The organism is Streptomyces sp. MRC013 (assembly GCF_023614235.1).
GTDB lineage: Bacteria > Actinomycetota > Actinomycetes > Streptomycetales > Streptomycetaceae > Streptomyces.
In genome coordinates this window covers 787,827-814,443 of sequence record NZ_CP094264.1, presented here as the reverse complement: position 1 = coordinate 814,443, position 26,617 = coordinate 787,827, and the positions used below count along the sequence as shown (strand labels likewise).

Sequence of the window (26,617 nt, the reverse complement as noted above, 5' to 3'; positions counted from 1 at the left end):
CACCGCGCGGAAGGCTCCGGCCTTCGCCGGTGCCCGCCGTCTGTGACAGCCCTTTCGAAGGGGTGGAGAAGCGATTCCGGGGCCGCCCCGCCCGGCAGGGCGCGCGGCGGCGCGCACCCGCGGAGATGATCGGCATGACGACGGCAGCGGAGCACCGGCCGCACCCCGGGCACGACCACGCCCACGGCGAGGGCTGCGGCCACGTGGCGGTTCCCCACGGGGACCACGTCGACCACGCCCACGACGGCCACCGGCACGCGGCGCACGACGGGCACTGGGACGACCACCGACCCCTCCGCCGCCTCGACGGCGGCAGCCCCCGGCGGCCCCTCCACGGCACGGAGCGCCGACCCGGCGGCGGCACCCCGGACGGTGGCGACGGCGCGGCCCCGCGGACGCACCCTCCGCGGCCGGAGGCCCGGCCCCCGGTCCGGTACGTGCCGGACCCGGCGGCGGGGGAGCGCGCCCCGGGCCGCGGCGGTCCGCCCGGGGCCGTACGCGGACGCCCCGGCCGCGGTGGCCGGGGCGTGAGGAGCGGAGGGGTGCGGGGCGGCCCGCGGCCTCCGTGCGGCCGGAGGAGCGGAGCGGAGCCCGCGGGCCGCCGCGACGGCCCGCCGGGTCCGGCGCCGCGGACGGCGGACGACCGGGCCCGGTGGGCGCCGGCGGCGGGCGGCACGTGCCGCGCCGGTTCCGGCCCGGCGGCACCGGGCGGACGTACCGGGTCGGACGGTGCCGTGGCTGCGACCACCGCCCGACCCGGAGCACTCATCCCCGCGGCACGGGCTCGGGGTGCTCGTGCTCGCAGGCGTCGTCGGCGCCGAAGACGTCCCACGCGGGGAAGGGGTCGGTGGCCGGAAGGGCCTCGCCCTCCACGGCGAGGCAGTCGGCGAGCGCCGCCCGGAGCGCCGGGGCCCGCAGGCCGATGCCGATGAAGACCAGTTCCTGGCCCTGCGCGTCGTGGGGGTCCCGGGCGCCGGAGGGCTCGAAGCGGGCGACGGAACCGGCCTGCGACCACAGGCCCGTGACGTCCGGGCGGCCGGCCAGCAGGAAGAAGCCCTTGGACCGCAGGACCCGGCCGAAGGCGCCGCTGTCGAGCCCCTCGGTGACGAACGACCACAGCCGGCCCGGGTGGAACGGCCGGTCGGAGCGGAAGACGGTCGAGGAGATGCCGTACTCCTCGGTCTTCGGTACGTGGTCGCCGTTGAGTTCCATGACCCAGCCCGGTGCCTGCTGGGCGCGCTCCAGGTCGAACAGGCCCGTGCCGAGCACCTCGCAGGGGTGCACCCGCCCGTGGACGGCGGTCACGATCCGGGCCGCGGGGTTGAGCCGGGCCAGGGCGGCTCGCAGGCGGTCGGCGCTCGGCGGGTCGACGAGGTCGAGTTTGTTGAGCACGATGACGTCGGCGAACTCGACCTGGTCCATCAGCAGGTCGCTGACGGTGCGCTCGTCGCCCTCGTACTGGTCGAGTCCGCGCTCGGCGAGTCCGTCCCCGCCCTCCAGCTCCGGCAGGAAGCCGGCGGCGTCGACGACCGTGACCATGGTGTCCAGCCGGGCGAGGTCGCCGAGGGCGGCGCCGTCGTCGCCGGGGAAGGCGAAGGTGGCGGCCACCGGCATGGGTTCGGAGATGCCGCTGGACTCGATGAGCAGGTGGTCGAAGCGGCCCTCGCGGGCCAGCCGGGCCACCTCCTCCAGGAGGTCGTCGCGCAGGGTGCAGCAGATGCACCCGTTGGTCATCTCGACCAGGCGCTCCTCGGTCCGCGAGAGGGCGGCCTCGCCGCCGCGCACGAGCGCGGCGTCGATGTTGACCTCGCTCATGTCGTTGACGATGACCGCGACCCGCAGGCCCTCGCGGTTGTCCAGCACGTGGTTGAGCAGGGTGGTCTTGCCGGCACCGAGGAAGCCGGACAGGACGGTGACGGGCAGTCGCCCGGCCACGCCGGTCAGCCCTCGGGGCGCAGCAGGCCGCGCTCGTACGCCCTGGCCAGGCGCTGCGGCACCAGGTGGACGACGCCGCCGACCGTGACCGGCACCAGCCGGGGGGCGGTCGCCTTCCACTGGGCGCGGCGGTGGCGGGTGTTGCTGCGGGACAGCTTGCGCTTGGGGACGGCCATGACGAACTCTCCAGGTCGGGTACGGGACCACGCTACATGAAAATGGATCCCATTACCGAACTGGGGTCCCCTCCCGCTCCCGCACGGGCACCGACCCGGTCCTCCGGTGACACGCCCGCGGCACCGGGAAGACCGATTGCGGCGGCCGGTGGTGCCGTACCCGCGATGAGCGCCGACCACCTCGTCCCGGGAACCCTCCGGAGGGGGACACCTCGCCGTCGGCGCCACGCGCCACGCGCCACGCGCCACGCGCCACGCGCCACGCGCCACGCGCCACGCGCCACGCGCGGCGGGCGAGCGCGCCGCCCGCCGTGCGACGCACAGGCCGCCTGGCGGCGGCCGATCCGAAGACTCGCCGCGCACCGCTGGGCCGTGCCGCGAGCCACGCCGCTCCCGGCACGGCCCGGTTCCCCGTGCCCGCTTCACCCGGCCGTCCTCCGGCACGCCCGCGCCGGCGGGGGTGCGGCCGGGGTTCCGCGGAGGGGCGGGCGGCCGACTCCCCCCCGCCCCGGGCGGATCTGACGGGTGGTTAAGGTACCCGGTGGACCCGCACGCGCCACGGCCCCGGGAGGGAGGAGCACCATGACCGTCGCCGTCTGGGACGCCATGCGGCGGCGTCCCCTGCGCTTCGCACTCTCCCCCTGGCCGCCGCGGTGCTGGGCGTTCCTGCTGAGCGGCACCGTCGTGGGCTGTGCGGCGCTGCTCCTCCTCGCGGTCCTCCTCCTCGCCGGCGTCGTCCTGTCCGTCCTGGGCGTCGGCCTGCTCGTCCTGACGGCGGCCGCCCTCCTCGGCATCCCCGTCGCCGCCCTGGAGCGGCGCCGGCTGCGGCTCGTCGAACCGGAGCCCCTCCCCGACCCGCACGCCTCCCTGCCGGGTACGGGCGCCCTGCCGTGGCTGCGCACCCGGCTGCGCGAACGGGCCACCTGGCGGGAGTCGGCGTACACGCTCCTCCTGGGTGTGGTCTTCACCGCCGCGGGGATCGGCTTCACCGCCCTGCTCGGCCTGGCGGTGATCCTGACGGCCGCGCCCGTCATCGTGTGGGCGGTCGCCCCCGACACGGTGATGCTGGTGCCCGGCCGGGCGGTCTCCGGTCCGCTGGAGGCCCTCGGGGGCAGCGCCGTGGGGTTGCTCGGGCTGCTGGTCTCGGCCTACGCGGGCGGGCTGTTGGCGGGCGCCCAGGTGTGGGTCGCCCGGGCACTGCTGTCGGCCAGGGACGGGGACCTGGACCGCCGGGTCATCGAGCTGACCCGCTCCCGCGCCCGGCTCGTCGACGCCTTCGAGGCCGAGCGGCACCGCATCGAACGCGACCTGCACGACGGCGCGCAGCAGCAGATGGTGGCGCTCGCCATGACACTGGGCCTGGCCGAGCTGGAGCTGCGCGAGCGGGACTCGCCCGCCGCCCCGCTCGTCGCCCGTGCCCGCGGCGAGGCCCGTCGGGCCCTGGAGCAGCTGCGCTCCCTGGTGCGCGGCATCCACCCCCGGGTCCTCACCGACCACGGGTTGCCCGCCGCCGTCGCCGAACTGGCCCTGCGCAACCCGATCCCGGTGACCGTCGACATCGACCTGCCGCACCGGCTGCCCCCGGCGGTCGAGACGACGGCGTACTTCACCGTCACCGAGGCGCTGACCAACGCCTCCAAGCACAGCGGCGCCGGGGAGATCGCCGTCGTCGGCCGGCTTCGCGGCGGCAGGCTGGTCCTGACCGTCACCGACGACGGCCGCGGCGGCGCCGATCCGGCCGCCGGCGCCGGCCTGCGGGGCCTGGCGGACCGGGTGGCCGTCCTGAAGGGGAGACTCGTCGTGACCAGCCCCGCCGGCGGGCCCACGCGACTGCGGTTGGAGGTGCCGTGCTCCGCGTAGTGCTCGCCGAGGACGCGGTCCTGCTCCGCGCCGGCCTGGTGGAACTGCTGTCCCGCGTCGGGCACGAGGTGACCGCCGCCGTCGGGGACGCCGGGGAACTGGCCCGCGCCGTGGACGCCGACCGGCCGGACGTGGTCATCACCGACGTGCGGATGCCGCCGGGCCTGCGCGACGAGGGCCTGAGGGCGGCACTGGAACTGCGCGGCCGGCATCCGGGCCTGCCGGTGCTGGTGCTGTCGCAGTACGTCGCCACGGCGTACGCGACGCAGCTGCTCGGCGGCTCCCCGTCCGCGGGAGGCCTCGGGTACCTGCTGAAGGACCGGGTCGGGGAGGTCGCGGACTTCCTCGACGCGCTGGACCGGGTCGCCGGCGGGCAGACCGTGATCGACCCGGAGGCGGTCCGGGTGCTGCTGCGGCAGCGGACGGCGGAGGAACCGCTGCGGCGCCTCACACCCCGGGAGCGGGAGGTGCTGGCCCTGATGGCGGAGGGGTTCAACAACCAGGCCATCGCGCAGCGGCTCACCATCACCGAGGCGTCGGTGGTCAAGCACTCCGGCAACATCTTCACCAAGCTGGACCTGGACCCGGTCGAGGGCAACCGCCGCGTCCTGGCCGTCCTCGCCCACCTCCGCCGCGACGCCCCGCCGCTCTGACCGGGCCGCGCCGCCGCCTCCCCGCGGGAGGGCCGGCGTCCCCTCAGCCCTCCCGGCCGGCCGGCCCCGGCGCGGCGGTCCCGCGGCCCGCGCCCGGGGTGAGCAGCCGCGTCAGCAGCGCCGCCGACGCGTCCCAGGACCACCGGTCCGCCACCCACGCCCGCCCGGCCGCGCCCATCGCCGCGGCCCGCTCGGGGTCGCGCAGGACCCCCGCCACGGCGCGGGCCACGGCCCGTACGTCCCTGCCGTCCACCACCGTGCCCGTCACCCCGTCGACGACCGCGTCCGGAGCGCCGCCCGAGTCGCCGGCGACCACGGGCAGCCCGCCGGCGGCGGCCTCCAGGAAGACGATGCCCAGCCCCTCCGCCTCCAGCCCCGCCCTCCGGGTCCGGCACGGCATGGCGAACACGTCGGCCGCCGCGTAGTAGGGGGCCGTCGAGGCGTGGTCCAGGCCGCCGGCGAACACCACGTGCCCGTGGGCGTACCGGTGTGCGAGGGACCGCAGCCGCGCCTCGTCCGGGCCGCCGCCCACGATCACCAGCACCGCGTCCGGCACGGCCCGCCGGATGCCCGGCATCGCCCGTATCAGCGTGTCCTGGCCCTTGCGCGCCACCAGCCGCGACACGCACAGGACGACCTTCCGGCCCACCAGGCCGTGCCGTTCGCGGACCCGTCGCCCCCGGTCGGGCGCGGGCCGGAACGCCGCCGGGTCCACCCCCGGCACCAGCCGCACCAGCTCGGCCCGGGGCCCCAGCGCGGGTGCGATGCGGCGCCGGGTGTACTCGCCCAGGTACGTGACGGCGTCCACGTGGTCGCCGATGCGCCGCAGCACCCGCCGGGCGCCCGGGGTGCGGGCCCACCAGATCTCGTGGCCGTGCGTGGTGGCGACCATGCGCCGTATCCCGCCGTCCCGCAGCGCGGGCGCCATCGCCGCCAGCGGCGCGGCGGCCCCGAACCAGACCCGGTCGCAGCCGTGCCGCCGGGCGATCGCCAGGGCGCGGCGGGTGACGCGCGGGGTGGGCAGCAGCGTGCGGGCGGGGTCCCTGACCACCGGGAAGGGCAGGGCGGCGTCGTGTGCGGCGGCGCCCGGCTCGCCGGACGTGTAGACGACCACGTCGTCGCCGGGGACGCGCACCGCCATGGCGTGGACGAACGTCTCGATGCCGCCCTGGCGGGGCGGGAAGTCGTTGGTGACGATCAGGGTGGTGCTCATCGGGGTCGCTGCCTTCGTGAGGGCCGGGCGGTGGGCGGTGGGCGGGGGCGCGGCGGCCGCCGGCGGCGCGCGCCGCGGGGCGCTCACCGCGGACCCCGGGCGGCCGGGACCGGACGCCGGGGCCGCGGGGCCCGCACGGCGGCACCCCGGGCGGACCCCGCCCGGCGGACGCCGTGCGGCAGACGGGCCGCCACGGCCAGGAGGACCGGCAGGGCGAGGTACCCGAACCGTCCGGCGGGAGCGAGGAGGAACGCCGTGCACAGGCCGGCGGCGAGCCGGTCGGCGGCGGACACCAGGTCGCGCGGCGGCCGGACGACGAGGGACACGGCGACGGCCAGCCCGCCGGCCAGCAGCAGCGCGACCGCCGCGCACCAGCCGGCCGGCCCCAGGTCGGCGAGCAGCCGGCCCGGCAGCGGGCTGGCCGCCGGCGTCGGCCACGGACCGCGTCCCGTCGGGAAGGCGAACACCTGCTCCACCAGGGCCCGGGGCGACAGCAGCGCGCTCGGCAGGACGAGCAGGGCGGTTCCCGCGACCGCCACCGCCGCGCCGCGCGCGGCCGCCCGTATGCCGTCCCGGTGGGCGAGGAGCGCCGCGGCGACCGCGACGGCGGGCCACGCCGTCCACTTGAGGGAGCAGGCGGCGGCGAGCGCCAGCCCGGCGGCGACCGGGCGCCGCCGGGCCGCGTACACCAGTGCCAGGAACAGCAGCCCGGTCAGCGGCAGGTCCACCCCGCTGACGCACAGCGGCAGCGCCACGACCGGCGAGGCGAGGAGCGCGCCGACGGCGTCCCGGCCCGCGGTCCCGGGGTCGCCCGGACCCCGCCCGGCCCGGCGCCACGCCACCCGCAGGCAGCCGAGGAACGCCGCCGCGCACCAGAGCCGGGCGTCGCCCAGCAGCCGGGGCAGCGGGCCGGGGTCGCCCAGCACCGCGCGCGGCAGGCCGAACACCGCCATGCCCGGCAGGTACGGGGTGACCTCGGTCACCGCGCGGGGGTCGGCTAGATACGGGGTGACCTGACGCACCGTCAGTACTCCGGCTCGTTCGACGACGTCCACCTCGCTCTGCGCCCCGCCGCTCACCAGCAGCACCAGCAGCGGCACGGCCACCGCCCCGGCCAGGGCGAGCGCGACGGACGGGCCCCGCCCCCGCCGCCACAGCGCGGCGACCGCGGCGCAGAGGTACCCGGCGGACGCGCACGCCCCCCAGACGCGGTGCGGCTCGGGGGCCGCGGTGAGCGGGAACACCCCGGCCCACACGGACGCCGCGAGCCAGCCGCCGCACCAGGGCAGCCGGCGCTTCCACGGGGTTCGCATCAGGGGAGTCGGCACCCCTCCATCACACCGGGCGCCCGCCGGCCCGTCATGACGGCCAGGTCGAGACCTTGGGGTGGGGTTTGGTCGACCACGCCGAGGCGCCGCGGGACCCGGTTCCCCGCGGGCGGCGATCCCGGCGCCTCGGCGGCCCGGGACGGCCCCGGTCGGGCGGCGGGCGGGGTGCGGTGCGGTGCGGGGGTTCGGGCGGGGCGGGGTGCGGCTCCGGCGGCCGCGCCCGCCGGTCGGCTGTCCGGCGCGCCCGGTGGGCCGGCCCGCCGGGGTGCCCGGTGGGCCGGCGTCCCGCCGTCACCCCGTGCGCACCTCGTCGGCGCGCAGCGCCGGCACCTCGCGGGCACGGGGCGCCGGGGCGCGGTGCCCGGCCGTACCGACGGCGGGGGGCCTGCCGGCGCCGGGGCGGCGTCGGCAGGCCCCCTGGTGAGGACCGGAGCCGGGGACCGTCAGAAGGTCAGGCTCCAGGAGTCGATGTAACCGGTGTCACCGCTGTAGCCGTCGGTCACGCGGAGCTTCCAGGTGCCGCTCGCCAGGACGCTGGAGGCGTCCACGGTGTAGGTGGTGACGACGTTGTCGGCGCTGTCGCCGGAGCTGACGTCCTTCAGCAGGGCGGCGGCGCCGCTCGGGGCGACGAGCTCGATCTTCAGGTCACCGCGGTAGGTGTGCTTGATGTCGACGTCGACCTTGAGGGTGGAGGAGGCGTAGCCGCTGATCCCGCTGACTGCGATGGAGGACGTGACGGTGGCGTTGTCCACGATGTTCACGTTGGACGAGTTGGTGAAGACCGTGCCCGACGGCGGCTGGGTGCCGCCGCCCGCGCCGAGGGTGGCCGCCGCGTCGGCCAGGCCCGCGCCGCAGCCGCCGGAGCAGTAACCGGGCAGCGGACGGGCCTTGCTCTTGATCGTGGACTCGATCTGCGCCGGGGTCATCGACGGGTTCGCCTGCTTCATCAGCGCGGCGAGGCCGGCGATGTGCGGGGCGGCCATGCTGGTGCCCTGGTAGGCCTTGTAGTTCTCGCCGACCGGGCCGCGGGTGCCGCTGTTCAGCGTGGACCAGATGCCGTTGGCGGAGCTCGCCGCGGTCTCGCCGCCGGGGGCGGTGATGTCGACGATGGTGCCGTAGTTGGAGTACGAGGCGCGGTTGCCCTCGCGGTCCGAGGCGGCGACGGTGATGACGTTGGAGCAGTTGGCCGGGTTGAAGCCGGAGGCGTTCACGTTGCTGTTGCCGGCCGCGACGACGATCGTGGAGCCGCGGTTGACGGCGGCGTTGATGGCGCTCTGGGTGCCCGCGTCGCAGGAGCCGCCGCCGCCGAGGCTCATGTTGATGACGTCGGCGGGGTACGGGTTGGAGGGCGCGCCCGCGACGGAGCCGCCGGAGGACCAGGTGATGGCGTCCATGATGTCGGCCGTCGTGCCGCCGCACTTGCCGAGCACGCGGACCGGCTGGACCTTCGCGTCGTACGCGATGCCGGCGACGCCCTTGCCGTTGTGGGTCGAGGCGGCGATGGTGCCCGCGACGTGGGTGCCGTGCCAGGAGCTGGAGGTGTCCCGCTCCGGGTAGTTGTCGCCGCACTCGCCCTGGAGCATCCAGTCGCCCGGGTCGGCGGCGTTGCCGTCGCGGCCGCCGCCGTCGTTCGCCATGAACGGGTCGGAGATGAAGTCGTAGCCCGGGACGATGTTGGCGGAGAGGTCGGAGTGGGCGACGTAGCCGGTGTCGATCACGGAGACGTTGACGCCCGAACCGGTCGCCTTGTCCCAGGCGCCGGGGACCCTCATGCCGGCCGTGGCCTCGAAGAGGTCCCACTGGCGGCTGTACTCGGTGTCGTTGGGGGTCGCGGCCGTGGCGTACACGCGGCGGTCCGGGACGACGTAGGCGACGTCCGGGTCGGCCCGGAAGGCGGCCATGACGGTGTCCGCGGTCTTCTCGTCGGCCGCGCCGTCCAGGCTGATCAGGGCGGCGCCGGTGCCCAGGCGGCGGTCGAAGTCGAGGGACTCGCCCGCCTTCTTGCCCTTGGCCTCGGCGTCCTTGCCGGCCGCGGAGTCGGACTTGGCCTCCGCGCTCATCGACTTGTAGCCGACGATGAGGCGCTCGACGGGCGCCTGGTCGGCCTGGGCGGCCGGCACCGGGGCGGGGGCCGGGGCCGGGGCGGGCGCGGCGGCGGAGGCGGCCGTGCCGACGCAGATCAGCGCGGTGGCCGTCGCCGCGACGAGGGATGTGCGAACGCGTCTGTAGCCGTTCAAGGTATCGCCTTTCCTGGAAGTTCGACCCGGCGCCGTGGAACCGCACACGCGTGATGCGCCCACGCGTGATTCGCGCATGACAAGCCGGGCTCCTGCGGCCGCGGCAGGACGGGGTGGGGGTTGTGGCGGCCGGACGTGCGGCGGCGAGGAGGTCCCGGTTCCAGGCGTCGACGGACTCGGCGCGCTCGTGAGCCGGACGCCGGGGGATGTGCGGTGCGGTCGCTGCGGCCTTGTGGGCCGGGGCGCGTCCGCACGCGACGTCCTTCCATCGCGCAGCGCACCGGCCGGCCGTCACGCGCTCGACGGATCGCCGCCGTCGAGCGCGTCCGGTCGACCGGATGGCAGAAAAGCTATGGCCAAAACAATGCGCTCGACCATACGGGCGGAGAGCGCTACGGATACTTATTTAAATCCGCTCATACAACAAACGATCGTCATGTGTACTGCGGGTTTCCCGGGGCCGGCGCCGCCGGGACGGGAGCCGTCCGGGGAGGTGCCCGGCGGGGAGGGGTGGGGAGGCCGCCGGCCCGGGTACCCGTAGCCTCTCCGCCCCGGGCCGGGGCGGCAGGAACGGCGGATCCACCGGAGGCGTGACATGAACGACCCCATGAGCGACCCGTGGGGCTACCCCACCCCGTCCCAGGCGGAGGGGGAACGGGACCCGGACGCGCAGGAGCACCCCGACGTGGCCCGGACGACCCCGTCCCAGGCGGAGGGGGAGCGGTTCGCCGAGGAGGAGGACGGGACGGAACCGGAAGCCGGGTCCCCGGGGGAGGGCGCCTAGCGAGCGGGGCGGACCCGCGGAACCCGGGGTCGCGGACCGGGGCGCAGCCCGGCCGGGAGCGCGCGGCCGTCGGGGAGCCGCGACCGCCTCCCGGCCACAGTCCCCGCCGCCCCGGCAGCGGGGGCGGCGGGGACGCCCCGGGTATGGCCCGGGTATGGCCGGCGGGGACGCCCCGGCGGCCCGCTCCTCCCGCCCGTACGGCACGGTCCCCCGGGGCGGGGCGACGGAGCCGCCGCCGCGTGGCCCCTTCCGGCCCGGTAGGGCGCCGCCGCCGGACGTTCAGCACCCTCATCCGGTCAGACGGCGATCCGACCGCGCGTCCATGTGCGAGGGTGTCCCCGTCGGAGCGGTGCCGCCGTGCCGGTCGCGGCAGCCGTGCCGATCGTGCCGGCCGTGCCAGGGGGGAGCGAACGTCCGTGATCGACCTGATACTGCCGTCCGCGGTGTCCGTCGCCGAGGCCTTCGACGACCCGCCCGGCCTGCCGCTGCTCGGCACGGAGGCCGAGGAGGTGAGCCGCGCGGTGGACAAGCGGCGCCGGGAGTTCACCACCGCCCGGTGGTGCGCGCGGCGGGCCCTCGCCGGGCTGGGCGTCGCGCCCGTGCCCGTGCCCCGCGGCGAGCGCGGGGCGCCCGTGTGGCCGGACCGGATCGTCGGCAGCCTGACCCACTGCCAGGGGTACCGGGCGGCGGCCGTGGCGCGCGACACCGACCTGCGGTCCCTCGGGATCGACGCCGAGGACCACCTGCCGCTGCCGGACGGCGTCCTGGACATGGTTGCCTCGGAGGCCGAACGGGCCCACCTGGCGGCACTGGCCCGACTGCACCCGGGGGTGCACTGGGACCGGCTGCTGTTCAGCGCGAAGGAGTCGGTGTACAAGGCGTGGTTCCCGCTCACCCGCCGCTGGCTCGGCCACGAGGAGGCCGAGCTGGCCTTCGCGCCGGACGGGACGTTCACGGCGCGACTCCTCCGGCGCGACCCGGCCGTCCCGGCGGAGGGCTTCACCGGGCGGTGGGCCGTGGACGGGGCCCTGGCGGTCACCGCCGTGACGGTGCCGCCGCACTAGACCTCCCGCGAAAGCGCTGGTCGCACGGGCCGCCGGGATCCGGACACGACGCGCCTGGAGATCGAGGCGTCCGTCCCCGGGAGTCGTGCGGAGGCCGTGACCGGGGCTCTCCACGCGGCCGGTGCGGGACGGGTGGGCGAGTGCGCACGGTGTTCCGGTATCCGGCATCCGGAAGGCGGCCGGCGGCGGGCAGGTCCTGCCCGCCGCGTGGCCGTACCGGGGCGGGGCGGGCGTCGTTCAGCACGGCGGCGAGCGCCGGATCGGGTCGATCCGTGACGCGGAGCCGGGCCGGTACCGTCCGGCGGGCTGTCCGCGACGCCCGTCCCCACGGGCAACCGGCCGTCCGCTTCCCGCCGCCGTACGGGCCGGGCGCCGTGGGCGGACGTGTCCGTCACAGCCGTCCGCGGCCGGCACGGCCGCTCCGTGGCGGGCGGCGTCGAGCGAGCGCGATGGGGGCGACGGCGCGGTGCCTCCCGCCGCGGTGTCCGCGGTCGTGGCAGGCGCGCGACCCGGGCTGGGGGAGCGAGGCGGACGCGGCGGGGCGGAAGGCCCCCCGAGCCGTCCGCCGCCTCGGGGGAGGGGCGTCCGCCGCGGGCGGAGGGCCCCTCCCGCCGGGACGCGGGCGCGGGGCCGGGGCAGGTGGCGAGGCGGCCGGAGGGAGCGGGAGGCGGCGGGACCGTTGCCGTCGCCGTCGCCGATGCCTGTGAGGGAGCCGACCGCCCTCCCGGCCTCGGTGCCGGGCGCCGGGGCCAGGACCCGGGAGGGGGTCGGGTCTCCGGGGCCGCCGGCGCCGGGTGGGGCGTGGTCGGTCGGGGGTCACCGGTGCCGGGTGGGGCGCAGGCGGTCCGGGGCCGACAGGTCGCCCAGCACCCGGAGCACCTCCTCGTCCGGCACCTGGTCGAAGTCCTCGTACCACAGACCCACTGCGTGGAAGTCCGCGGGCTCGGAGAGGCAGACCAGGTCGTCCACCTCGGGCCGCAGCCCCGCCACGGCCCGGCGGTCGCCCACGGGGACCGCCAGCACCAGCCGCCCGGGCGCCTCGCCCCGCAGCAGCCGGATCGCCGCGCGGGCCGTGACGCCCGTCGCCAGGCCGTCGTCGACCAGCAGGGCCGTCCGGCCCCGCAGGTCCGGACCGGGACCGCCGCGCCGGTACAGGGCCTCCCGCCGGTGCAGCTCGGTGCGCTCCCGCGCCACGTCGGCGCCCAACTCGTCCGGGGTGATGCCGAGCATCGCCAGCGCCCGCTCGTCGAAGAGGGGCGGCGCCTCCCCGGCGATCGCGCCGATGCCGACCTCCGGCCGACCGGGCATCCCGATCTTCCGCACGACCAGCACGTCCAGCGGCGCGTCGAGCGCCCGCGCCACCTCCGCCCCGACCGGGACGCCGCCCCGCGGCAGGGCCAGTACGACCGGGTCGGGCCACCGCTGCTCGGCCGCCCGCGCCCGTACCCGCTCACCGAGCAGGCGCCCCGCGTCCCGCCGGTCCTCGAACCGCAACTCCATCACCGCCTCCTCACCCCCTCGCCGCGGCGCCCTCCGGTCGGTCACGTCCGTCCGCCGGGAGCGTCGGACGCGCCGCCCGGCCGCCGGAACCACTCCCGCGCCGCGCGGACCACGTGCTCCAGCGCGCCCGGCTCCTCGAAGAGGTGGCCGGCGCCGGGCACGACCTCCACCCGGTGCGGTGCCCCCAGCCGCCCGGCCGCCTCCCGGTTCAGGCGCAGCACCTCCGGGTCCTCCTCACCGACGATCAGCAGGACCGGGGCGGCCACCCGCGCCAGCGCGTCCCCGGCCAGGTCGGGGCGCCCGCCGCGCGACACCACGGACCGCACGCGCGCGGGGCGCTCCGCGGCCGCGCGCAGCGCCGCCGCCGCGCCGGTGCTCGCCCCGAACAGCCCCACCCCCAGCGTCCGCGTCGCGGGCACGTCGGCGAGCCAGTCGACCGCGGACACGACCCGCGACGACAGCAGGTCGATGTCGAACCGGTACTCGGCGGTCAGCAGGTCGTGGCGCTCCTCCCGCTCCGTGAGCAGGTCCATCAGCAGGGTGCCCATGCCCGCCTTCCGCAGCGCCGCGGCCACGACCCGGTTGCGCGGACTGTGCCGGGAACTCCCGCTGCCGTGCGCGAACACCACCATCACCGGCACCGACGCGGGCAGGGCCAGATCGCCGCGGAGCGCGGAACCGTCCGCCGCGGGCAGGGCGACCTCCTCCAGGATCACGACGGCCTCCCTTCTCCCTCCCCGGGGCGAGTGCTCCGCGCCCGTCGCGCCAAACGCGACCGCCCCGAGGGGCGCGGCCGGGCCACGCGACGGGGCACGGCGCGCACGGCACCGCAGTCGGCACCGGCACCGGTCCGGGGCGGGGCGGTCCGGGGCGGCGGGCTCCACCCGCGCGCCGTCCACCGCGGTCCGCCGCCTGCCGCGGTCCGCTCGCCGCCCGCCGCCCGCCGCCCGCCGCCCGCGGACCGCGGGCCGCCGGGGTGCGCCCGGCCCGGCCGTGGCCCCGCCTCGTTGACGCCGCCCGCTCGCCGTTCTAGTTTCGGGCCTGGTCGCAAGTGTCGACGGAAGGGGGCGGTGTGGGCGGGTACGCGTGGCTGCGGCCCACGGCCGAGGAGCAGGTCGGATGGGACGTCGACGTGCTGTACGGCCCCTGGCCCCGGCACCACCGCGACACCACCCTGGCCGAGGTGCGGGCCCGGCTCGCCGGGTCGCCCGTCGCCGGGGCGCTGGCCCTGTCCACCCGCGGCGCCCTCTTCGACGACGCGGGCGGCAACGCCGAGACGCTCCGCGACCTCGCCGGCTGCCCCGAGCTGCGTCCCGTCGGCACCGTCGACCTGCGCGACGCCCTCGCCGCCGAGGCGCGCCTGGACGAACTCGCCGCCGCGGGCGTCCGGTTCCTGCGCCTGTTCACCGTCGACCAGGGCGCCGAACCCGACTTCCCCGGCTACCGCAGGACCGTCCGGCTGGCCGCCGAGCGCGGCATGGTCCTCCTCCACGACGGCGACCCGCGCCGCTTCGGCCCGCCGCTCACCGGCCGGGGCGCCGACGTCGTGTTCCTCGACCTCCACGCGTACGTCCTCGCCGACTTCCTCCTCCTCGCCCGCGACGAACCCGGGTTCCGGGCCACCACCCGGATGCTCTCCGGGCCCGACTCCATCGAGCGGGTCGTCGAGTCCGTGGGCGCCCGCCACCTCGTCTTCGGGTCGCGCACGCCCTTCATGGACGTCTCACCCCAGACGCTGAAGCTGCGGTACGCCGACATCTCCGCCGACGACCGCGCCGCGATCGCCACGAAGAACGTCGAGGAGCTGCTCGTCTGATGCCGATCATCGACGTGCACGCCCACGTGGGCCACTGGCCGTTCCACCTGACGTCCGGCGACGCCGACACCAACCTCCGCCAGATGGACCGGTACGGCATCGACCTGCAGCTCGTCTCCGCCTCCGAGGCCGTCGTGTACGACGCGGTCGCGGGCAACGCCGCCCTCCACAAGGCCCTCGCGACCCGTCCCCGCCTCCTCGGCTACGCCGTCGTCAACCCCAACCGCATCGAGGAGAGCGCCGCCGACCTGCGGCGCTGCCTCGACACCGGGCGGTTCGTCGGAGCGAAGATCCACACCACCTACCCGGGCCGCCTGCCCGGCTCGCCCGAGATGGCCGCCGCCTTCGACGTGGTCGCCGAGGCGGGCGTACCGCTCCTGCTGCACACCTGGGGCGCCGAGGTCGCCCTCCTCCCCGAACTCGTCGAGGCCCGCCCCGGGCTGCGCGTCATCCTGGGCCACGCGGGCGGCGACGCCTGGCGCGAGGCGGCGCACGCCGCGGCCTCCTGCGACCGGCTCTACCTGGAGCACTGCCGGACCGCCACCGACGCGGGGCGCGTCGCGTACGCCCGCGAGGCCGGAGTGCCCGTCGAGCGCATCCTGTTCGGGACGGACGCCACCCTGGTCGACCCGTGCGTCTCGCTCGGTGTCGTCCGCGACGCGCACTTCACCGACGACGAGCTGGATCAGGTGCTGTGGCGCAACGCCGCCCGCCTCTTCGGCCTGAGCCTCCGAACCGGCCCGCGCCCCTGAACCGGCCCCGGGGCTTCCGGGCCGGCCGGGGGCGTGTGCCCGGGGAGCCGGTGCCACCGCCCCGCGGGCGCCGCCCGCCCGCGGGGGACCCGGATCCCCGCGGCCCGTCCCGGCGCCCGTGCTCCGGGGCGCACCCCGCCCCGCGCCGTCCCCACCCCGACCCGCGGGCGCCCGGCCCCCGGCGCCCCGTCTCAGACGAAGTTCAGCCCCGCACGCCGCACCAGCGGGTCGTCCAGCATCGACCACAGCGGCACCGCGTAGTTGCCGAAGCCGTACCGCCCGCCGAAGTGGAGGCCCAGGACGCGGTGGTCGTCCAGGCCGAGGACGGGGGAGCCGCTGTTGCCGCCCAGCGTGGAGCAGTCGTGCGTCAGCACGTTCCGCTCCGGCAGCAACCGGCCGGCCGCGCCCGGCTGGAGGCGCTTCACGTTGTAGACGTCCATGAAGATCCGGCGCATCGCCTCGGGCTCGTTGCGCCGCCCGTCCCACGCCGGATGCCCCACCACGTACACCGGCCGGCCCGGCAGCGCGGCGGGGGCGTCCGCCGCCACGGCCAGCGGCGACGGCAGCGCCTGCCCGCCCGGCACGGGGGCGACCCGCAGCAGCGCCATGTCCACCTCCCGGTGGATGCCGATCACCTCCGCCACCGCGTACGCCGGCCCGCCCGCGCCGGGCAGCGCGCCGTACTCGCGGGTCAGGTCCAGGGCCGCGCCGAGCCCCGGCCGGAACGCCCACTCCACCGGGTCGTCGTCCCGGGCGAACTCCAGCGCCACGTGGCGGTTGGTCATCACCACGTCCTCGCCGACCAGGAACGCCGTGCCCACCCAGTCGAGGTTGGCGTGCCCGGACACCTCGACCCGGCCCACCCGCGCCAGGGTCCGGCGGATCGCGGCCCGCTGGGCGTCCAGCACGGCCCAGTCGCCCTCCTGCGGCGGGAAGTCGCCGTTCTGCACGAGGATCGCGGGCCGGCCCTCCAGCAGGACGATCGCCTCCATCCCGAACGACTCGTCGTCGCCGACCTCGTCGTCGCGGCCCGCCGCCAGCTTCTCCAGCCCGCGCGCCCCCGCCTCCAGCACCCGGGCCCGCTCCTGCGCGGCGAACCGGGCGATCTCCTCGCCCGGGGCCTGGTCGGCGGGGGGTTCGTACGCCGACTCCGGCACCTCCCGCGCCAGTCCCTCCCGCACCCGGTCGGCGACGGCCCGCAGGTCGGTGAAGATCTCCTGGGGGCCGGCCGCCACCGGTGACCTGCTCCTGCCGTCCATGTGCTCCTCCTCCCAGAGGGTTCTCAGAAGGGCGTCCCGGCCGCACCGCGCTGGGCCGCCTCGATCTCGGCGCGGACCCCGGGGGAGTGGGCCGCGAGGTGCGCCATGACGGCGGTGAACTGCGTGCCGACGTTCACGAACGCGGTCCCGCGGCCCTGGAACGACACGTTCTCCACGCGCCGCGTGCCCCGGTGCAGCGCCACCACGCGCCAGTCGTCCGTCAGGACCGGCGATCCCGACGAACCGCCGCGGGTGTCGGTGAAGTAGTGCAGGTCCCGCTCGTCCGCCTCGAACACGAGGTTGTTGCGGAGCGCGACCCGCTTGGGGGCGCCGCCCGGGTGCTGGATGATGTTGACGGCCACCACGTCGCCCGCCGCGACCCGCAGCGTCCGCCCGGCCAGGGGCAGCACCGGCCGGGCGGGGGGCTCCGCGAGCCGCAGCACGGCGTAGTCCAGCTCCGCGTCGGCGGCGGCCAGCTCCCGTACGGGGGCCTCCTCGGTGCCCGTGTCGTCGCTCTCGTAGTCGAACCGGGCCCGCGCGCACCGCGCCTGCAGCAGCAGGTCCTCCGGGCCGGCCAGGGTCCGCCTGCCGCCCGATCCGGTACGGGCGTTGACGACGTGGTGGTTGGTGACGAGCAGGTCCGGGGCGACCAGCCAGGCGGTGCCCGAGTGGGGGAAGCCGTTGGGCTGGAGCGGCTGCCCGCCCTCGTACGGCGGCACCTTGATCCGCGCGACCGCCGCGCCCGCCGCGTCCCCGCCCCGCAGGAACCCGAACGGCACCGTGTCGTCCCGGTGGACGATCTCCTCCTTGGCCTCCGGCACCCGCCGGCCCGCGAACACGTCCGGCTCGCCGCCCGCGTCCCGCGCCACGTCGTCCAGGGCCCGCTGGAGCACGGCCGCCGGCGCGGCGGCCGTGGTCTGGGCGACCGCGTTGCGCAGCCAGATCTCCAGCGGCACCGACCCGTCGACCAGCCGCTCGACCCGGTTCATCTCCACCAGGTCCGACTGCACCTGCAGCCCGGGCGCGGCCAGCAGCGGCAGGGTCGCCCGGTACCGGGGCATGATCCCGTCGAAGAGCAGCGGCCGTACCGCCGGATCGGTGAGGCCCGCGTCCAGGGCGGCGTCCCGCACGGCCAGGACGTCCTCCTGCGTCAGGTAGCCCCACGCGGTTCCGCCCGTCACGGCGGACCACCGCCCTCCCCGCCGCGCAGGGCGGCCGCCACGCCCGCCGCGATCTGCCCGCTCCCGTCGCGCAGCACCAGCAGCCGCCGCGCCAGCCCGTCGAGCGACCCCCGGTCCCGTACCAGCCGCAGGATGTCCGTGACGTCCGAGGGCGGCGGCGCGGACGCGTCGTGGGCGCCGGCCGCCGAGCGCAGGACGTCCATCAGCGGCCGCAGCAGCAGCGGGTCGGCCCGCACCGCCCGCCGCAGCCCCGCGCCCAGCGCCTCCAGCGCCTCGTCGTCCTCCGGCAGCCCCACCAGCTCCAGCGCGTGGTCCAGCGCCCGTGCGTCCAGCGTGTACACCCGGGACGCCGCGGCCCGCACCAGCGACGGCTGGTCGGCCAGCACCTCGTCCGGGACCTGCCGCAGCCGCCGCGCGAGCCGGGTGTCCGCCTCCCGGTCGGGCGCGTCCGCGCCCGCCGCCAGCCGCGCCCTGGCCAGCAGCGTGCCCATCGCCTCCAGGTCCTGCCCCAGCCCGATCGCCACGTCCTCCGCGAGCCGCAGGTCCCGGTCGGCGCTGTCCGCGTCGCCGTCCTCCTCCGCGAGCCGCGCCGACAGCAGCAGCAGCTCCAGCTGCCTCTCCCCGCACTCCGCCTCCCGCGCGGCGTCGACCGCGTCGGACGCCGCCCGACGCGCCTCCGCCCGCCGTCCCGCCCGGTCCAGGGCCTCCGCCAGCAGCGGGTGCAGGGCGCTGCACGGCGTCCACGGGCGCCGCTCGGCCAGCCGGGCCAGCGCCTCCTCGGTGAACCCCTGCACCAGCAGGTCCTCCACCTCGCGGCCGGCGATCCGCTCCCAGTCCTCCTGGTCGGCCTCGGCCATCACCAGGTCCGACGCCCCGCCGCGCCGCCGGTGCGCGTCGAGCAGCGCCGCCGCCCGGGGGCTCATCTCGTCCTGCGCCCCCTCCAGCAGCCGCTCCACGCCGGGCAGCCACCGCTCCTCCACGGTGCGCGGGTCCTCGCCCCGCCGCAGCCGGTGGTAGATCTCCTCGGCGCGCGCCTCCAGGCCCTCGCGCGCCGCGTAGTACGCCACGGCCCGCCGCTCCACCTCCCGCGACGGCGACGCCGGGTCGCTCGCGGCGAGCCGCAGCATGATCGCCCGCACGTCGGCCCGCACCCGCACCGCCTGCGGGCCGCGCGGCTCGACCAGGTCCAGCCGCGACAGCGTCCCGAACAGCCGCCTCGCCTCCTCCGACCCCGCCACGGCCACCCCGCACGGCTCGGCCAGCACCTCCCGGATGACGTCCGGTGTGATCAGCCGCAGCACCAGTCCGGCGTGGGCCAGGCGCCGCACGTCCGGGTCGGGGATGTGCTGGAGGATCCGCTCGTAGAGGATGCCCTGCACCAGCATCTGGTCGACGCGCCGGAAGAAGTCCCGGCGCCGTGCCGGGAGGCTGCCGACCAGCTCCCTCACACCCGCCGTGTCCGACCCGGCCAGCGTCGCCGCCCGCGCCGCGAGCCGCAGGCTGAGCGGGTGCCCGCCGACGCGTTCGGCCAGCACCCGCGCCAGCTCCGGGTCGCGCACCCCGCACGCCCCGAGCAGCCCCACCGACGCCTCCGGGCCCAGGTCGCGCAGCTCGACCTCCACCGGCCGCGACCCGGCCGCCGGGTGCCCGACCGGCGACCGGCCCGACACGACGACCCGCACCCGCGGGTACGCCTCCGCCAGCGCCAGGAACACCGCCCACATCCGGCCCAGCGCCGGCGAACCGCGGTACTGGGCCTCCTCGAACGAGTCGATGACCGTCACGAACGGCGCACCGCCCGCCACCGCCCGCCGCAGCACCTTGCCGACCCGCCGGAACAGCGAGCTCTCCCGCTCGCTCGCCCCCGCCAGGAACTCCCGCGAGGTCCTGCGGCCGAGCCCCGCCCGCGTGGCCGCCAGCCGGTTGAGCTCGGCGACCCGCTCCTCCTGCGCCCGCTGCGCGCGCGCCTCCTCCTGGCACCCGGCGGCCAGCGCGTCCAGCTCGACGCGGAACGCCGGGTACTGGACGCCCAGCTGGCGGGCCACCTCCGCGATCAGCGTCACCGGCTCGTGCACCGACAGGGTGGGCCGCTCGAAGTCGACGTACGCGAAGGGGAACGGGAACCCCCGCCCCCCGTGCCCCTCCCCGCCCTCCGTCCCCCCGCGCAGGCTGTCCAGCAGGAAGTTGGCCAGGAGCGTGCTCTTGCCCATCCCGCCGGGCCCGTGCACCACCAGCACCAGCAGCGGCGTCGGTGCGGCCGGGCCCGCGCCGGCCGGGGCGCCCGGCGCGTGGACGAAGTCGCGCAGCTCCGCCAGTTCGGCCTCCCGGCCCACGAACGACGGCACCCGCACCAGGCGCTCCAGCGGCTGGAGCAGTCGGGCCAGCTCCAGCTCGTCCCGCACGGCGCAGGCCTCCGGGAGCCCCGTCACGCCCGGCACCAGCGACAGCCACAGCACGGCCTGGAGCACGTCGGCCAGCTCGTCCGGCCCCGCGCCGGCCGTCCCGGGCGCCCGCCCCCGCAGCACCGCCAGGCACACCCGCTCGGGGCCCGGTCCCTCGGGGACCGCGCCGAGGTTGGGCTCCAGCGCGCGCAGCGCCTCGCCGGGGCCGGGCAGGCCGCGCAGCGTCTCCTCCCGGACCTCGGGTTTCAGCGTCCACTCCGTGCGGCCCGCCACGCCCGCCGCCGAGCAGTCCCCGGCCAGCTCCATCACCGCCCGCCCCGTCGGCGCCCGCTCCCCCGGCAGCCGCAGCCTCCGCGGGTCGAAGCAGGCGAGCAGGCAGGCCGCCCGGCGGTAGTCGCGGCGGACGTCCGGCACCGCGCCGGGCGTCCCGCCGGCGGGCCGCAGCTCCTGCCGCAGCCGGGCCCGGAACAGCTCGCGCAGCGCGGCGGCGCCGGAGGGCTCAGGGGAGGGTGCGGTAGACACGGACCGCCCCCTCCACCGCGGTGCCCAGCCGCCGCATGTAGCTCTCCCCGCCCGGGCGGCCCGGGCCGCCCCCCGGCGTGCCGCCGTCCGCGCCGCCGACCGCCGCGAGGACCTCGTCCACGGCCGTGTCGACCAGTCCGGCGAGCGCCGCCTCGCGCTCCTCGGCCGCCAGCGCGGTCAGCGACGGGGGCGGCCGTTCGCGGACGTACCGGTCGAAGAAGGCCCGCACGTCGCCCGGCCCGGCGGGCCGCGCCCGGTCCCGGCACAGGCTGTGCCGCAGTTCGTACGGCAGCTGCTGCATCGCCTCCCCGTAGCCGAGGAGCACCAGGCGCGGCGCCTGGGCGCGGCGCACGGGCCCGTACTCGTAGATGGCGAGGGCGAGCTGGCCGATCAGGTCCCACACGTCGGAGCCCGGGTCGAGCCGGTCGCAGTCGTCCAGCACGAACCAGAACAGGTCCTCGGCGCCGGTCGCCTGGACGACCACCCAGTGCACCGCCTCGTCGAGCGCGGGCAGCGGGTCGTCGAGCTCCGTCGCGAGGGGCGGCACGACCCCCGCGCGCGGGTCGGAGACGAACGAGGCGAGGCGCCGCACCACCTTGGTGGCCGTCGTGGTCGGCCCCAGCAGGACCCGCGCCGGGCAGAAGCGCCGGTGCTGGGAGAGGTACCGGATGAACGCGTACGTGTAGGAGCGGCCGCTGTGGGGCTCGCCGTCGACCAGCAGCACCGACTTGTGGTCGTCCGCCACGAACGCGCGCAGCGTCTCGCGCAGCTCCTCCCGGTCGAGGAACACCTCCGCCCCGCCGTGCAGCAGCTGGGTGCGGAACACGTCCTGCGAGGCGTGCGCCTCGGCGTCCCGCTCCAGCCGGTCCAGGTACTCCTCGGCGTCCCTGACGTACGGCAGGTTCCGCAGCCGGTCGTTGAGGACCAGTGCCCGCAGGAGCCGCACCTGCCCGTCGACGGTCCTGTGCGAGGAGCTGACGAGGACGCGCGCGTTGTGGGCGCTGACGGCGGTCAGCGGGAGGCCGCCGATGAACTCGGAGGGGAAGCCGGCGTGCCGCAGCTGGGTGTACGGGTCGGTGGAGTCCAGCAGGTACTCCCGCACCCACTCGGTGACCTTGTCCCACTCGGGGGTCTCCAACGGCATTGAGCACCTGCCCGGTCGTCGCCGTCGCGCGGTCGCCCTCCCGGTCGCCCCGAGCCCCCCTTCGGCCCTCTCACGCCATGGTCACACCCGGCGCGCGGCCGTGCAATCCGGTCACGCCGGCCCCGCGGCCCGGTCCAGCACCCGGCGCACCGGCTCCCGCACCAGCGGGTTCGACAGGTACTCGCCGATGCCGTGGTGGTTGGCGCTGGCGTTCGCCACCAGCAGGTCCGTGATCCGGCCCGGAGGGGCGTAGTCGGGGCGCAGCGTGTGGTCGAGGGCCACGACGTCGCGCGCGTCGGACGCGTTCAGCCACAGGGCCGTGCCGGGCGGCACGGCGGGCGGCACGCCGAGGTGGTCCTGCACCTCGGCGATCCCGAGCGGCGAGCCGAGCGTGACGAACAGGTCGACCTCCCGGCCGCCCGCGGCCAGCACCTCGTACGCGGCGACGCTGCCGAGGCTGTGGCCGATCACGACGAGGGGGCCGCCGTCCGCCCCCCGGGCCTCCTCGGCGGCGTCCAGCGTCTCGGCCACGACCTGCCGCACCGCCGGCCCGAAACCGCCGAAGAAGTACGCGTGGACGTCCTCGAAGGTGTGCCGCACCAGCAGCCGGAACAGCGCCGTGCGGGCGGGCCGGGGGAGCGGCAGCGCCTTGGGCAGCGGCTCCTCGCCCGGCCCCGGGCGGGGCTCCTCGGCCAGGGCGAGCGCCTCGGCGAGGTACGCCATGTCGCTCAGCCACCCGTCGAGCGGCCCGCCCCGCGCCCCGAGGCCGCCCCGCGCGCCGCCCTCCGCGGCCGCGCGGACCCGGGCGGCCGCGGCGGCCGTGCGCTCGACGAACCGGGCCGGGTCCTCCAGCGGCGGAGCAGGCAGCTCCGCCTCCGCCTCCGCCTCCGCCTCCGCCTCCGCCTCCGTCTCCGCCTCCGTCTCCGCGACGGCGCCCGGGAGCCCCTCCAGCGGGTCCGGCTCCCGGTCCGGCAGCGGCTCCGAGTGGAGGAGCGGCGCCCAGTACGCCAGGCGCGAGGTGCCGTCCGCCCCGTGCCCGAACAGCGCCCGGTCCCACTGAGCCCTGAGCAGCGCGGCGCGCGGCTTGGGGCCGCTGCCGTGCACGTACACGATCTGGGGTCGCATCGGCCCTCCCGTCCCCTCAGACGCCCACGGTGATCTCTTCGAGCGCCCCCAGGCGCCGCCACCGGGACTCCGGGGCGCGGGCCGCCGGCATCAGGTCGGCGGCCGGCAGCGGCCCCAGGTCCAGGCCGGTCAGCAGCACCACGTCCTCCACCGGCACCTGGTACGTGCGGAACGCGCCCAGCGGCGGCGGGGCGCCCGGCAGCGCCCCCGCGAGCGCCCGGTCGGCGTCGCGCGTCAGGTCGGGGCTCTGGTCGAGGACGTACGCCGTCGCCGCGAGCGCCCCGTCGTGCAGGAACGCGGCGACCTTCCAGAACCGCAGCGGCACCTGCACGCCCCGGTACGGCGGGTCGGAGTCGTGCAGGACGGGGCCGGTGAGCACCGTCAGCCGCCGGTCGTGGCGGGCGGCGTGGTCCAGCAGGTAGTTCTCCAGGCCCTGCCAGACCTCCTTGCCCTGGTTGAACACGTCGGCCTGCGGGGCGGCGTTGGTGTAGTGGAACGTGTCGCCGTTCGCGCGCACCGCCACCGCGCCCGCGCCCCACACCGGGTCGAGGCGGCGCACCAGGTGGCCCCGGTCCAGGGAGTTGTCCCGGTACACCTCGGGACCGGCCTGCCACTCCTCCGGCACGCGCGGGTCGTAGTACCAGGCGTCGTCGCGCGGCACGTCCTCGACGAGGTGCTCGCCGTCGATGCACACGGCGGTGGCGGCCGCGAGCCGCCGGTCGGGGCGCAGCACCACGCTGAAGTGCGTGTACGGCAGGACGACCGTCTCGACGCCGGGCGCCACGAGGCGCGGCAGGGGCACGGCGGGGCCGAGGAAGCCCTCGTCGTAGCCGTCTCGGCCGGCGAGCGACCCGCCAGGGCCCTCCGAATCATCGGAAGAAATCATGATATGCCCATTACCGTGCGAGGGCGGGTCCCCAACGGCACGGCGGCCCGCGCCACCCCATCGGCGCAGGGGGCCGGCGGCGGCCCGCGGACCGGGGGACGGGCCCGTTCAGGCGGATTTCCCCACCCGGCCGCCCCCGGGCGGTTCGCCCGCGCGCCGCACGCGGAAGGGATGGGGCCACCGACCCCGAAACCGCCCGCTCCAGGAGTCTCCATGGGTGCCACCGGCCTCTCCCTGCACATCGGACTCAACACGGTCGACCCCGACCGCTACGACGGCTGGGACGGCCGCCTCCTCGCCTGCGAGAACGACGCGCGCGACATGGCCGCCCTCGCCCGCGACTCCGGCTACGCCGACACCGTCCTGCTCACCGGCGAGGCCACCGTCGACGGCGTCACCGCCGCCCTGCGCGACGCGGCGGCCCGCCTCGGCGACGGGGACGCCTTCCTCCTGACGTACTCGGGACACGGCGGCCAGGTCCCGGACGAGACCGCCGGCGAGGACGAACCGGACGCCCTCGACGAGACCCTCGTGCTGTACGACCGGCAGTACCTCGACGACGAGCTGAACCGCGAACTCGCCCGCTTCGCCGACGGCGTGCGCATCCTGGTCCTGCTCGACTGCTGCCACAGCGGCAGCGCCGTCGAGGTGCGCGACCTGCTCACGCCGGAGGCGCTGCGCGAGCAGTTCGGCACCGCGGACCGCGACGCGGTCGAGGCGGCGTCCCGCCTCATGCCCGCCGCCCGGCAGGGCGCCCTGTACCAGCGCGACAAGGACTTCTTCGACGGGCTCCGGCGGCAACTGCGCGCGGAGGGGCGCCCCGCGGACGCGCTGCTGATCTCCGCCTGCCAGGACAACCAGGTCGCCGCGGACGGCCCGGTGAACGGCAGGTTCACCGGAGCGCTGCTGCGGGTCTGGGACGGGGGCGCCTACCGCGGCGACCACCGGGCCTTCCACCGCGCGATCGTCCGCCGCATGCCCGCCAACCAGAGTCCCAACCTGTACCTGTCCGGACGGCCCGCCGAGTCGTTCCTCGCGCAGCGCCCCTTCACCGTCTGACCGGCGCCGGGTACGCCGGGCTCATCCGAACAGGTCGGGTGCGCGGATCGTCCGCACGGGCCGGTCCGGCCGCGCCGCCGCGCCGGGCCGCGCGGACCGTGCGACCCGCGCCGTCCTTTCGGGCCCGCGCGCCGGCAGCCGCGCTCCGGGGACATCGCGGCCACCGCCGTCACGTACACCGCCGCCGCGGCCCCGTCCGGCGGGCCCGGTCCCGCCGTCGGTCCCGCCGCGCCCGCGGCCCCGCTCGGCCCCGTCCGCCATCGCGCCACCTCCTCCACGCCTCCGGGCGCCGCCCCGCGTCACGGCACCGGCGACACCCGCTCGTCCCGCCGGGGCGGCAGACCGGGCACCACCGGGTACGGGTACGGCGGCCGCGCGCCCGCGCCGGGCAGCGCCCCGGGCCCGCGGCCGGCCAGCGCCGCCACCACGTCACCGGCCGCGAGCAGCCCGGCCAGTGTCCCGTCGTCCCCGACGACCGGCACCGCGTCGCAGCCGTTCGCGTCCATCACGGCCACCGCCCGGCCCACCGCGTCCCCCTCGTGCACCACCACGCACCTGTGGCAGCGCACCAGGTCGCGCGCGTAGCACCGGGACAGCGACACGGCGGGCGCCGCACAGGCGACCGCGACCTCGGCCCGGTCCAGCAGGCCGCCGCAGCGGCCGTCCGGCAGGACCACGGGCAGGTGCCGCGCGTTCGACCGCTCCAGGAGCTCCCACGCGGCGAGCACGGTCTCACCGGCCGCGACCGTCACCAGCGACGTCCGCATCACGTCCCGGACCGCCCGCTCCAGCACCGCCGCGTCACGCGGGGCGGGTGCGGCCCCCCGCGGCCCGGGCGCCCTCCCGGACGGCGGGGGACTGCGGGACACCCCGTACCGGCGTGTGCTGCCCCATGACGGCCTCCCGGACGCGATCGGCGCCGACGTCGTGTCGGTCCGTGTCCCTCTCCTTCCACTGTGGACCCCCGGGCGGTCCGCGCAAGGGGTGCGGTCCCCTCCGTCCGGATCGCGGACCGGCCGCGCCGGCGGGAGGACCGGCGGCGGAGGGGAGCCGGCGGCGGGGCGGCGGTGGGAGGGAGGGCCGCGCCGCCCCCGGGTGTGCGGACCCGGCGGCGGCGCCGGGCAGGCTCTCGTTCCGGCCGCGTCGTCCGCCGGCGGGAACCCGGAACGGCCTCCGCGCGACCGCCGTCCGGCACCGGCCGAAGCACCTGCGGCGCCCGGCGGGACGGCCCGTTCCCGACACGGCCCGTGTCGGAGTTGGGCCGAACGGGTGAAGGGCGTCAGGATGGACGCATGAGTAGGCACGAGAGGTACGACGCCACCGACGAGCAGTGGGAGGGACTGGCGCAGGTGGTCCCGCTGCGGGGGCGCGACGAGTGGCCGTCCGGGGCCGACCACCGCACGGCCCCCCGGGACCCCGGAGCCGGAGCGCAGCGCCGCATGGTGGTCCTGCGGGTACAGGTCTTCTCGGACGCCCGGGACGTCGCCGAGCACCTCGTCTCGCAGGTCCCCGTGCTGCTGGACCTGACCAGCGCCGACACCGAGGTCGCCAAGCGCGTCCTGGACTTCAGCAGCGGGGTGGTCTTCGGCCTCGGCAGCTCCATGCACCGGGTCGACCGGAACGTCTTCCTCCTCACCCCCGCCGGCACGGAGGTGGAGGGCACGGCCGCGGCGGCCGTCCCCCACACCTGACGACCGCGCCCCTGACGGCCCCGTACCTGA

Annotated in this window: 22 protein-coding genes; 8 read left to right on the top strand and 14 right to left on the bottom strand. The window is 77.4% G+C overall.

Translation table 11 applies throughout. The annotated features are described in order from the left end of the window. Window positions 1-765: 765 nt before the first annotated feature. Entirely contained in the window at window positions 766-1,935 is a 1,170-nt protein-coding gene (locus LUW75_RS03640) for a GTP-binding protein (protein ID WP_250334341.1), read from the bottom strand. 5 nt (window positions 1,936-1,940) lie between these two features. Further along, window positions 1,941-2,111 carry a 50S ribosomal protein L32 gene (gene rpmF / locus LUW75_RS03635; RefSeq protein ID WP_250334340.1) on the bottom strand — a complete coding sequence of 57 codons (171 nt, stop codon included), beginning with the start codon at window positions 2,109-2,111 and terminating at the stop codon, window positions 1,941-1,943. A gap of 582 nt (window positions 2,112-2,693) precedes the next feature. Here rpmF and LUW75_RS03630 point away from each other — a divergent pair. Together LUW75_RS03630 and LUW75_RS03625 are read left to right on the top strand one after the other, a co-directional pair. Continuing rightward, entirely contained in the window at window positions 2,694-3,971 is a 1,278-nt protein-coding gene (locus tag LUW75_RS03630; protein ID WP_250334339.1) for a sensor histidine kinase, read from the top strand. After that, complete coding sequence (locus LUW75_RS03625; RefSeq protein ID WP_250334338.1) at window positions 3,959-4,624, top strand: response regulator; 666 nt, start codon at window positions 3,959-3,961, stop codon at window positions 4,622-4,624. Before LUW75_RS03630 ends, LUW75_RS03625 begins: the two co-directional genes overlap by 13 nt. A 43-nt stretch (window positions 4,625-4,667) precedes the next feature. On the opposite strand, the gene LUW75_RS03620 is transcribed toward LUW75_RS03625, so the two are convergent. The 3 genes from LUW75_RS03620 to LUW75_RS03610 all read right to left on the bottom strand — a co-directional run bounded on the left by LUW75_RS03620 (window position 4,668) and on the right by LUW75_RS03610 (window position 9,402). Then, window positions 4,668-5,837: a glycosyltransferase family 4 protein gene (locus LUW75_RS03620; protein WP_250334337.1), complete on the bottom strand. Its 1,170-nt coding sequence runs from the start codon at window positions 5,835-5,837 to the stop codon at window positions 4,668-4,670. Between the two features lie 83 nt (window positions 5,838-5,920). Further along, window positions 5,921-7,150 carry a glycosyltransferase 87 family protein gene (locus LUW75_RS03615; protein WP_250334336.1) on the bottom strand — a complete coding sequence of 410 codons (1,230 nt, stop codon included), beginning with the start codon at window positions 7,148-7,150 and terminating at the stop codon, window positions 5,921-5,923. A 458-nt stretch (window positions 7,151-7,608) separates the two neighbouring features. Next, the gene (locus LUW75_RS03610; RefSeq protein WP_250334335.1) at window positions 7,609-9,402 is read right to left on the bottom strand and encodes a S8 family peptidase; all 1,794 of its coding nucleotides are present in this window, start codon (window positions 9,400-9,402) and stop codon (window positions 7,609-7,611) included. 595 nt (window positions 9,403-9,997) lie between these two features. Here LUW75_RS03610 and LUW75_RS03605 point away from each other — a divergent pair. After that, window positions 9,998-10,186, top strand: a complete 189-nt coding sequence (locus tag LUW75_RS03605; protein WP_250337790.1) for a hypothetical protein — start codon at window positions 9,998-10,000, stop codon at window positions 10,184-10,186. Window positions 10,187-10,602: 416 nt separating this feature from the next. Then, the gene (locus LUW75_RS03600; RefSeq protein WP_250334334.1) at window positions 10,603-11,250 is read left to right on the top strand and encodes a 4'-phosphopantetheinyl transferase family protein; all 648 of its coding nucleotides are present in this window, start codon (window positions 10,603-10,605) and stop codon (window positions 11,248-11,250) included. A gap of 816 nt (window positions 11,251-12,066) precedes the next feature. Here LUW75_RS03600 and LUW75_RS03595 read toward each other — a convergent pair. Together LUW75_RS03595 and LUW75_RS03590 are read right to left on the bottom strand one after the other, a co-directional pair. After that, window positions 12,067-12,744, bottom strand: coding sequence for a phosphoribosyltransferase (locus LUW75_RS03595; RefSeq protein ID WP_250337530.1), 678 nt, complete (start codon window positions 12,742-12,744; stop codon window positions 12,067-12,069). 47 nt (window positions 12,745-12,791) lie between these two features. Next, window positions 12,792-13,466: a dienelactone hydrolase family protein gene (locus LUW75_RS03590; protein ID WP_250334333.1), complete on the bottom strand. Its 675-nt coding sequence runs from the start codon at window positions 13,464-13,466 to the stop codon at window positions 12,792-12,794. A gap of 356 nt (window positions 13,467-13,822) precedes the next feature. On the opposite strand from LUW75_RS03590, the gene LUW75_RS03585 reads away from it, so the two are divergent. Beyond that, a complete protein-coding gene (locus LUW75_RS03585; protein WP_250334332.1) occupies window positions 13,823-14,566 on the top strand; it encodes an amidohydrolase family protein in 744 nt (247 codons plus the stop codon). Further along, the gene (locus tag LUW75_RS03580; protein ID WP_250334331.1) at window positions 14,566-15,318 is read left to right on the top strand and encodes an amidohydrolase family protein; all 753 of its coding nucleotides are present in this window, start codon (window positions 14,566-14,568) and stop codon (window positions 15,316-15,318) included. Before LUW75_RS03585 ends, LUW75_RS03580 begins: the two co-directional genes overlap by 1 nt. Before the next feature lie 191 nt (window positions 15,319-15,509). Here the strand turns inward: LUW75_RS03580 and LUW75_RS03575 are convergent, their stop codons facing one another. The 6 genes from LUW75_RS03575 to LUW75_RS03550 form a co-directional block, all read right to left on the bottom strand. Beyond that, entirely contained in the window at window positions 15,510-16,577 is a 1,068-nt protein-coding gene (locus tag LUW75_RS03575; RefSeq protein ID WP_250334330.1) for a trypsin-like serine peptidase, read from the bottom strand. Between the two features lie 23 nt (window positions 16,578-16,600). Then, window positions 16,601-17,758 carry a trypsin-like peptidase domain-containing protein gene (locus LUW75_RS03570; RefSeq protein ID WP_250334329.1) on the bottom strand — a complete coding sequence of 386 codons (1,158 nt, stop codon included), beginning with the start codon at window positions 17,756-17,758 and terminating at the stop codon, window positions 16,601-16,603. Continuing rightward, on the bottom strand, window positions 17,755-20,682 hold the full coding sequence (locus LUW75_RS03565) for an AAA family ATPase (RefSeq protein ID WP_250334328.1): 2,928 nt from the start codon (window positions 20,680-20,682) through the stop codon (window positions 17,755-17,757). Before LUW75_RS03565 ends, LUW75_RS03570 begins: the two co-directional genes overlap by 4 nt. Next, window positions 20,660-21,826 carry a hypothetical protein gene (locus LUW75_RS03560; RefSeq protein ID WP_250334327.1) on the bottom strand — a complete coding sequence of 389 codons (1,167 nt, stop codon included), beginning with the start codon at window positions 21,824-21,826 and terminating at the stop codon, window positions 20,660-20,662. Before LUW75_RS03560 ends, LUW75_RS03565 begins: the two co-directional genes overlap by 23 nt. 111 nt (window positions 21,827-21,937) lie before the next feature. After that, window positions 21,938-22,951: an alpha/beta fold hydrolase gene (locus LUW75_RS03555; RefSeq protein ID WP_250334326.1), complete on the bottom strand. Its 1,014-nt coding sequence runs from the start codon at window positions 22,949-22,951 to the stop codon at window positions 21,938-21,940. A 16-nt stretch (window positions 22,952-22,967) separates the two neighbouring features. Next, window positions 22,968-23,837 carry a DNA/RNA non-specific endonuclease gene (locus LUW75_RS03550; RefSeq protein WP_250334325.1) on the bottom strand — a complete coding sequence of 290 codons (870 nt, stop codon included), beginning with the start codon at window positions 23,835-23,837 and terminating at the stop codon, window positions 22,968-22,970. A gap of 213 nt (window positions 23,838-24,050) precedes the next feature. On the opposite strand from LUW75_RS03550, the gene LUW75_RS03545 reads away from it, so the two are divergent. Beyond that, entirely contained in the window at window positions 24,051-24,896 is an 846-nt protein-coding gene (locus tag LUW75_RS03545; protein ID WP_250334324.1) for a caspase family protein, read from the top strand. A 299-nt stretch (window positions 24,897-25,195) separates the two neighbouring features. Here LUW75_RS03545 and LUW75_RS03540 read toward each other — a convergent pair whose 3' ends face one another. Next, on the bottom strand, window positions 25,196-25,690 hold the full coding sequence (locus LUW75_RS03540) for a CBS domain-containing protein (protein WP_250337529.1): 495 nt from the start codon (window positions 25,688-25,690) through the stop codon (window positions 25,196-25,198). 498 nt (window positions 25,691-26,188) lie between these two features. Between LUW75_RS03540 and LUW75_RS03535 the strand changes: the two genes are divergently transcribed. After that, window positions 26,189-26,587 (top strand): cell division protein SepF, encoded by a 399-nt coding sequence (locus LUW75_RS03535; RefSeq protein ID WP_250334323.1) that lies wholly within the window; start codon window positions 26,189-26,191, stop codon window positions 26,585-26,587. Window positions 26,588-26,617 lie beyond the last annotated feature (30 nt).

Coding starts and splice junctions, on each gene's coding strand:
- rpmF (WP_250334340.1), bottom strand. CDS start 2,111: ATGGCCGTCCCCAAGCGCAAGCTGTCCCGCAGCAACACCCGCCACCGC.
- LUW75_RS03630 (WP_250334339.1), top strand. CDS start 2,694: ATGACCGTCGCCGTCTGGGACGCCATGCGGCGGCGTCCCCTGCGCTTC.
- LUW75_RS03620 (WP_250334337.1), bottom strand. CDS start 5,837: ATGAGCACCACCCTGATCGTCACCAACGACTTCCCGCCCCGCCAGGGC.
- LUW75_RS03615 (WP_250334336.1), bottom strand. CDS start 7,150: ATGCGAACCCCGTGGAAGCGCCGGCTGCCCTGGTGCGGCGGCTGGCTC.
- LUW75_RS03605 (WP_250337790.1), top strand. CDS start 9,998: ATGAACGACCCCATGAGCGACCCGTGGGGCTACCCCACCCCGTCCCAG.
- LUW75_RS03580 (WP_250334331.1), top strand. CDS start 14,566: ATGCCGATCATCGACGTGCACGCCCACGTGGGCCACTGGCCGTTCCAC.
- LUW75_RS03575 (WP_250334330.1), bottom strand. CDS start 16,577: ATGGACGGCAGGAGCAGGTCACCGGTGGCGGCCGGCCCCCAGGAGATC.
- LUW75_RS03560 (WP_250334327.1), bottom strand. CDS start 21,826: ATGCCGTTGGAGACCCCCGAGTGGGACAAGGTCACCGAGTGGGTGCGG.
- LUW75_RS03555 (WP_250334326.1), bottom strand. CDS start 22,951: ATGCGACCCCAGATCGTGTACGTGCACGGCAGCGGCCCCAAGCCGCGC.
- LUW75_RS03550 (WP_250334325.1), bottom strand. CDS start 23,837: ATGATTTCTTCCGATGATTCGGAGGGCCCTGGCGGGTCGCTCGCCGGC.
- LUW75_RS03545 (WP_250334324.1), top strand. CDS start 24,051: ATGGGTGCCACCGGCCTCTCCCTGCACATCGGACTCAACACGGTCGAC.
- LUW75_RS03535 (WP_250334323.1), top strand. CDS start 26,189: ATGAGTAGGCACGAGAGGTACGACGCCACCGACGAGCAGTGGGAGGGA.